Origin of the sequence: Clostridium sp. BL-8 (genome assembly GCF_002006495.1) — a bacterium.
Taxonomy (GTDB): Bacteria; Bacillota; Clostridia; order Clostridiales; family Clostridiaceae; genus Clostridium.
Genome location: NZ_LZZL01000067.1, coordinates 24819 through 32205, shown reverse-complemented (window position 1 = coordinate 32205; position 7387 = coordinate 24819). Strand labels below are relative to the sequence as shown.

General features: G+C 30.3%; 6 protein-coding genes. 4 read left to right on the top strand and 2 right to left on the bottom strand.

Going from position 1 to position 7387, the window contains the following annotated elements; genetic code table 11:
- Positions 1-231: 231 nt before the first annotated feature.
- Positions 232-1860 (top strand): aspartate 4-decarboxylase, encoded by a 1629-nt coding sequence (gene aspD, locus CLOBL_RS19985; protein WP_077860635.1) that lies wholly within the window; start codon positions 232-234, stop codon positions 1858-1860.
- Between the two features lie 89 nt (positions 1861-1949).
- On the opposite strand, the gene CLOBL_RS19980 is transcribed toward aspD, so the two are convergent.
- Positions 1950-2471 carry a hypothetical protein gene (locus CLOBL_RS19980; protein WP_077860634.1) on the bottom strand — a complete coding sequence of 174 codons (522 nt, stop codon included), beginning with the start codon at positions 2469-2471 and terminating at the stop codon, positions 1950-1952.
- Positions 2472-2734: 263 nt separating this feature from the next.
- Here CLOBL_RS19980 and CLOBL_RS19975 point away from each other — a divergent pair, with 263 nt between their 5' ends.
- Together CLOBL_RS19975 and CLOBL_RS19970 are read left to right on the top strand one after the other, a co-directional pair.
- A complete protein-coding gene (locus CLOBL_RS19975) occupies positions 2735-3289 on the top strand; it encodes a flavodoxin family protein (RefSeq protein ID WP_077860633.1) in 555 nt (184 codons plus the stop codon).
- An 81-nt stretch (positions 3290-3370) separates the two neighbouring features.
- Positions 3371-4048 carry an SIMPL domain-containing protein gene (locus CLOBL_RS19970; protein WP_077860632.1) on the top strand — a complete coding sequence of 226 codons (678 nt, stop codon included), beginning with the start codon at positions 3371-3373 and terminating at the stop codon, positions 4046-4048.
- A gap of 75 nt (positions 4049-4123) precedes the next feature.
- Here CLOBL_RS19970 and CLOBL_RS19965 read toward each other — a convergent pair whose 3' ends face one another.
- The gene (locus tag CLOBL_RS19965; protein ID WP_077860631.1) at positions 4124-5335 is read right to left on the bottom strand and encodes a macrolide family glycosyltransferase; all 1212 of its coding nucleotides are present in this window, start codon (positions 5333-5335) and stop codon (positions 4124-4126) included.
- A 391-nt stretch (positions 5336-5726) separates the two neighbouring features.
- Between CLOBL_RS19965 and CLOBL_RS19960 the strand changes: the two genes are divergently transcribed.
- Positions 5727-7124 carry a hypothetical protein gene (locus CLOBL_RS19960; RefSeq protein WP_207652370.1) on the top strand — a complete coding sequence of 466 codons (1398 nt, stop codon included), beginning with the start codon at positions 5727-5729 and terminating at the stop codon, positions 7122-7124.
- The last annotated feature ends 263 nt before the right edge of the window (positions 7125-7387 follow it).

Sequence of the window (7387 nt, the reverse complement as noted above, 5' to 3'; positions counted from 1 at the left end):
TGCCTATTTTGTGTCATACTGCGTCAGCAAATTTTACTAATAGACCCGCTATGAGTAGAATTTACTTCCTTGCCTGACGCAAAATATGCGCCGCATCTTTGGCCTGTTATTTTCTTTCATGTGCCTAAAGCTTTTATAAAATGAATTTTATAATTTAAGTAGGAATAAATTATTAACATATATTTAAAACTAATACTAAATATAATTTATATATTGTTAAGGAGTTTTATTATGGATATAAAAAATGTTCAACGACAAGAAATAGAAAAAGTATATGGAAAAATCAGCCCATTTGAGTTTAAAAACAGGTTAATAGACCTCGCTGAAGGACAGAGGAAAAAAAGTGCTAGTACATTATTAAATGCAGGTAGGGGAAATCCTAATTGGATAGCAGCAACACCTCGAGAGGCGTTTTTTGTTTTTGGTATCTTTGCAGTTGAAGAAAGCAGGAAAGTGTGCAATGATGGTGATTTGGCAGGAATGCCGGATAAAAGAGGAATAGCTGAAAGATTTTATGATTTTTTAGAAAAGCATAAAGACATGCCTGGAACAACTCTCTTAAAAAATATAATCGATTATGGAATTAAAGAGCAAGGATTTAATGCTGATGAATGGGTATTTGAACTAGCTGATGGAATTATCGGGGACGATTATCCAGTACCAGATAGGATGTTAATTCATGCTGAAAAAATTGTACATGAGTATCTTGTACAGGAACTTTGTTATAATAAGCCACCTACAGGAAGGTTTAATATTTTTGCTGTAGAGGGAGCTACAGCAGCAATGTGTTATATATTTGACAGCTTAATAGCTAATGAATTGCTACAGCATGGTGATAAGATAGCACTGATGGTTCCTGTTTTTACCCCTTATCTTGAAATACCGCATCTTCCTCGGTATAATTTTGAGGTTATACATATTAATGCTAGTGAACTTACAAAGGATGGAACACATACTTGGCAATATCCTGAGGAAGAATTAAATAAGCTTAAGGATCCTAAAATAAAAGCTTTATTTGTGGTTAATCCAAGTAATCCGCCTTCAGTTGCAATTAAGCCAGAAAGTGTCAAGCAGTTAGTACATATAGTAAAAGAATATAATCAAGATTTAATGATTATTTCAGATGATGTGTATAGTACCTTTGTTAATGGATTTCGTTCATTAATGGCAGATTTACCTTATAATACAATAGGCGTTTATTCATTCTCAAAATATTTTGGAGTAACTGGCTGGCGTCTTGGAACTATTGCACTTTACGAAGAAAATATTTTTGATGAACTATTAATGAAAGTGCCAGAAGATAAGAAAATTGAGTTGAAACAGCGCTATGGAGCACTATCTACTAAGGTAGAAGATATAAAGTTTATAGATAGGATTGTAGCAGATAGCAGACAGGTTGCATTAAATCATACAGCTGGATTATCAACACCTCAGCAGATTCAAATGGTTTTCTTTTGTGCTTTTGCTCTTCTTGATAAAGAAAATAGATATAAGAATCAAACAAAAGATATTTGCAGGAGAAGACAAAAACTCTTATTTAAGGGTTTGGATTTAGGCTTAAGGGAAGATCCTTATGATGCTGCTTATTACACAGAATTTGATTTGTTAGAATGGGCTACCTGCTATTATGGAAAAGAATTTGGTGAGTATCTTCAAAAAAATTATAAACCAGTAGACATTTTATATAGATTAGCAGAAGAATCTTCTATAGTGCTTTTAAGTGGTGGAGGATTTAAAGGACCTGAATGGTCAATTAGGATTTCTCTAGCAAATCTTAATGACTCGGCATATTCAAAAATTGGAGAAGCGCTTCATAAAATATTAGAGGAATATGTGCGTTCGTGGGAAAATCAAAATTAAGATTACTTTAAGGCTATAAGTATTTGAGATATTTAATTAAACTCATATATTTATAGCCTTTAATATTTTATATATTTATTTGATTGCGCCTAAGATCGTTGTAACTCGAAAAGTGCCCCGCTTAATAAAGCATATGTTTTTCCGTCACTTGAAATAAAAATAGTTGCTGAATGATTACTCTTATCTTTCTCAGATATATTAACGTATTTTAATTCATTGCCGGCTATCCCTAGATTTTTAAAAGTATCTTTATACTTATTTGAAAAATCAGAAGCGGTTATACTGCCTTCTTTAATTACTGGATCAGAAATGGTGAGAAATAGAGAACTTATTTTATTTTCTTCAATTGTAAATTTCTGACCAATGCAAAGAGATATAATAGAGTCACTTAAAGTTGTTTTAATAGTAGAAGGAACATGCCTTGTTACAGTCCAAGTTCCGTATAAATCAGTGTAATAAGATGAACTAGAATTATCGTCAGTTATTGAATTTGGTGCTTTTGGTACCTTGTTCAATGAATTTTCATTAAAATGCTTATAAATTGCGAATACAGCAGTAGCAGCTAATAATATTCCTATTAAAAAAATAAGTAATTTTTTAGATCTTTTCATACTAATTTTCACTCCTTGCAATGTGCTTGCTTATAACCATCAGCACATTTTGTAAAATAATATATTAGGCACATGGACTTGTTATTTACTTGATTGTGCCTTAAATTAGATAAAACTATTATACATCAATGTAAGGGATTTTCTAACTGTATAATATAACTACAAGTGGATATATGTACTTTAAAAGGAGAATATAAAATGCTATACTAAAAATTAAAGTAAAGTTATATATTAAAGGAAATATTAGATAGGGAGAGATTGAAATGAAAGTTATTATTTTATCTGGTACACCAAAAAATGAAGGGTTATGTGATTCGTGCGTGAATGCAGCAGCAGCAGGTGTTAAAAAGGCAGGTGCAGACTGTGAAGTTATAAAATTAAATGACTATAAGCTTGCACGTTGTGCTATGTGCGGTGATGGCTGGGGAATATGTCGTGAAGGTCATACTTGTGCTTTTGGAAATGATGGATTTACAGAAATACAGAAGAAAATTAGTGATGCTGATGCTGTAATATTAGATACACCTGTTTACTGGGGAGAAATGACAGAAGTAATGAAGACCTTTTTTGATCGCTTCCGTCGTTGTGAAGCTATGAAAAGAGAAGATGGTGCTATGGCTGGAAAATCAGTTCTATTAATTGCTTCTCCTGGTGGAAGTGGTAACGGAATGATTAGTGCTTTAGAGCAAATGGAAAGATTATGCCGCCACCTTCAAGGAAATATATTTGATTTTATTGGCGTAAATAGATGGAATAAAGATTATAAAATTGCAGCTATAAGTGAAGCAGCTGCAGCAATGGTTGCTACTAAAAAATAAAGATGTATTAATTAGTTGAAGAGGCAATTGAAAGAAAAAGATCATATTATACAATAGTTAATTTTTTGAAGGGATCAAACTATGTATGAGTTAAAAGATTACTATAATTATAATTTGGATGATAATAATAATCCTGAAATTATGAATAGATTTAAAGTTTTTGGAGAAGGAAACATAAGTGTAAGACCAGATATAGCAGAAGTGATAGTTGGTGTGACAACAGAAAATGTGCAATTAGAAGCAGCTCAAATGGAAAATGCAAGGATAACTACTCGGGTTATAAAGAGTTTAATAGATGCTCGTGTAGAGCAGAAGAATATACAAACATCCAGCTATAATATCAGGCCTAATTACGATTATATTAATGGAAAACAGGTTTTTAGAGATTATGAAGTAAGTAATAATTTGAAAATTATAATTACAGATATTGCTTCAGTGGGGGAAATAATTGATACTGCTGTAAAAAATGGTGCTAATGCTGTAAGTGGTGTGACTTTTAGAGTTTTAGATAATAGAAAGTATTATTATCAAGCATTGACTAAAGCTATTGTGGATGCCCAGAATAAAGCTGTTATTATGGCAGATAAACTTAATGCAAAATTAAATATTACTCCAATACAAATAAAAGAACAGTTTAGAGGGGGAGAGATAGCTCCATTTCAAGCAATGACCTTTAAAGCTGCAAGCGAAGCTACGCCTATAGAAATAGGAGAGAATAAAATAACTGCAGAAATAGAAGCAGTATTTGTATATGAGTAAGTATCTATAATAATATGATGTAAATAAGCCAATGCTAATTAATAAGCATTGGCTCAAAACTTATAAATAAATGTACTATACTAATTGCGAAATAGAACTTGTAAAATCTATTATTTCAGCAACACCTTTCTTATATCCACCAGCTTCTCTTAAGGATTTTCCGACTTTTCTACTGTTTATTTTGAAATTATCATCTGAAAGAACTTTAACCACAGATTCTTTTAATATTTCAGGAGTAATTTTATTTTTATCAATGGTAATTCCTGAACCTAACTCTACTACTCTATTAGCTATATAAGGTTGATCGACAGATTGAGGAATAAGTATTAATGGAACATCATAATATAAGCCTTCACTTGCACTATTCATTCCACCATGAGTGATAAATACGTCTGTATGTCTTAGTACCTCAAGTTGAGAAACGTAATTACGCACAATAAAATTTGATGGTATTTCTTTGAACATGTTAATATTAATTTTTTTACCTACAGACATGATGACTTTGGCATCTACATCTTTAAAAGCTTTAAAACAGTCCTCATAAAATTCAACTAAGTCATTAAATACGGTACCTAGAGATATGTAAATGATTTTCTTATCTTCGTTATCTAAATCAATATGTATATTTTCTTCTCTATCAGCTATTGATGGTCCAATAAATTTATAACTTTCATCAAAACTTTCACCGTATGGTTGGAAAAATTTAGATGTATATACGATATTCATCATTCCTTTTCCAGCGAATTGTTCAAGCATAACAGGAAAGTTTATATCATATTTTTCTTTTAATTCTTTTATGAATCCCATGAAAAATGAACTGCTTAAAATTGTTGCTATCTTTGGTTTTATTTCTTCTAGTTGAGATTTAAACTTATCAGCTTGCAATTCTAATATTTTTTCATTTACTGCAAATGTGGTATTGGAACAAATTGTTGGGATTTTTAATACTCTTCCTATTTCTTGACCTAGCATAAATGATGAATCATAAATAATATAGTCAAATTTTTCTTTTGAATTAAATATGATTTCAATTATCTCTTTAAGAGTGCTCATTCCATCTAATAATCCCTGATTGTTTTCAAAATTTGAGTTTCCTCCAAGAAAATTTGCATTTAATAAATTCTTATGACCTTTAAATTTGGCACCAGTTTTTTCAATTTTATCTCTAAATTCTTCGCCAGCAAGATAAGTAACCTCATCACCTCTATTTATTAATTCTTTAACTATACCTATAGTAGGGTTGATATGTCCATGCCCTAATATGTTTAAAAATAAAACTTTTGACATTTTTTATCCTTCCTTTACTTTAATATTATTAAGTAGTTGTTTAGTTACTACAACTATATATTCCTATAATATTAAAATTAGATAAATACTTTTCTCTCTAAAGAGACAAAATTATACATTAAAAATAAATATTCATATATGGGATTAAATTCTTTAAAATATTCTTTTTATACCTAAAAATGTATAACTAATGGAAGTGATATTGACTTTATAAAAATATAAACGTATTTTGTCGTAATAAATCACAGAAGTTATAAAAATTATGTGAGAATACTAATAGTAAATGTGTGATTGATAGAAAATATTTGTTGATAATTGATGAATATAAAGGAACCAAGTATATGTTTCTCACATAAATTACAATAGAATAATTTTTTAGCAGGAGAAATATATGATTAATTTAACACTAACATCATTGCACTATATTTACCTTGCCTTTATTATCCTAATTATATTGGCTATGATTAAGAAGAAGGATATATCTTTATTGTGTATATTGGGGATCTTTACTTTGGGATTAGCAGGAACTGAATCAATATATAAATCTGTAATGGGAGTATTTAATAGTTTTGTTTATGCTACAAAAGAGCTTATGCCTACAATTTTTATAATATCTATAATAACTGCTATGAGTAACACTTTGATGGACTCTGGAATAAATGATGAGATGGTATCTCCGTTTAAGAAAGTCATAAAAAATTATTGGATTGCATATTGGGTTATTGGGATAGTCATGATGATTTTATCGTGGTTTTTCTGGCCATCACCAGCAGTGGCACTAATTGGAGCATTATTTTTACCAATAGCTAAAAAAGCAGGACTACCTGCTATGGGAGTGGCTATTTCAATGAATTTATTTGGACATGGAATAGCTTTATCTAGTGATTATATCATTCAAGCAGCACCAAAACTTACTGCAGATGCAGCAGGTATACCAGTTTCAGATGTGTTATCTGCTAGTGTTCCTCTTGTAATCACAATGGGAGTGGTAACAACATCTGTAGCATTTTATCTTCTTAGAAAAGATATAAAATCAGGCAAGCTATCTAGTGAGTACAAATTCGAGGAAATAGGTGATGGACCATCAGATGTACAGTATATTTCTTCAAAGAAAATTAAGAGACTTTTAGCTTTGATGATTTTAATACTTTTTGCAGTGGACATTGTTATAATGTATTTTTATAAATTACAGGGAGGAGATGCTACAGCTCTTATTGGAGGTACTGCTATCTTTATATTGAGTTTAATTTCAATAATAACATATAAGAAAAATTCTTTAGAAAAAATTACAGATAATTTCGTTAAAGGACTTCAATTTGGTTTCAAGATATTTGGAATTGTTATACCTATAGCGGCTTTTTTTTATTTAGGAGATTCAGCTTTTATTGATATTTTTGGAAAGATACTTCCGGAGAATTCAAATGGGATAGTTAATGATTTAGGAGTTGCGCTTTCAAATACTGTACCAATAAATTCTACAATTTCAGCTGGTACAGTAACAATAGTTGGTGCAATAACAGGTCTTGATGGATCAGGCTTTTCTGGAATATCTCTTGTAGGCTCCATTTCTAAAATCTTTTCTACTGCATTAGGAGGCGGAGTAGCAACATTAACAGCTCTAGGACAGATAGCTGGAATATGGGTAGGCGGAGGAACTATAATACCTTGGGCAATAATACCAGTATCAGCTATTTGCGGTGTAGATGCATTTGAACTTGCAAAGAAGAATCTTAAACCAGTTATTATAGGTTTAGTAGTAACGACAATTGTAGCTATGATTATTATCTAGCTTAAGAGGTAAATAATAGTATTATTATTATCACTCGAATAATGTCTAAAATGTTATATCATTAATAAAAGATAGGTATGGAAGCTCTATTGAATGCAAATTTATAGAGCTTTTTGTCAAAAATATGTTAAAAAATGAAATAAATATACTTAGAAAAAGTAGCTTTTGTGAAAAATTTAAATAAAAAGCTAATTTTTATGAAAAAATATATTGTAATATAGAAGGGATAGGATAGAATAATATTAAAAATATATAAGTTAAAT

Excerpts from the sequence above, each read along its gene's own strand:
- aspD (WP_077860635.1), top strand. The coding sequence starts at position 232 with ATGGATATAAAAAATGTTCAACGACAAGAAATAGAAAAAGTATATGGA.
- CLOBL_RS19980 (WP_077860634.1), bottom strand. The coding sequence starts at position 2,471 with ATGAAAAGATCTAAAAAATTACTTATTTTTTTAATAGGAATATTATTA.
- CLOBL_RS19975 (WP_077860633.1), top strand. The coding sequence starts at position 2,735 with ATGAAAGTTATTATTTTATCTGGTACACCAAAAAATGAAGGGTTATGT.
- CLOBL_RS19970 (WP_077860632.1), top strand. The coding sequence starts at position 3,371 with ATGTATGAGTTAAAAGATTACTATAATTATAATTTGGATGATAATAAT.
- CLOBL_RS19965 (WP_077860631.1), bottom strand. The coding sequence starts at position 5,335 with ATGTCAAAAGTTTTATTTTTAAACATATTAGGGCATGGACATATCAAC.
- CLOBL_RS19960 (WP_207652370.1), top strand. The coding sequence starts at position 5,727 with ATGATTAATTTAACACTAACATCATTGCACTATATTTACCTTGCCTTT.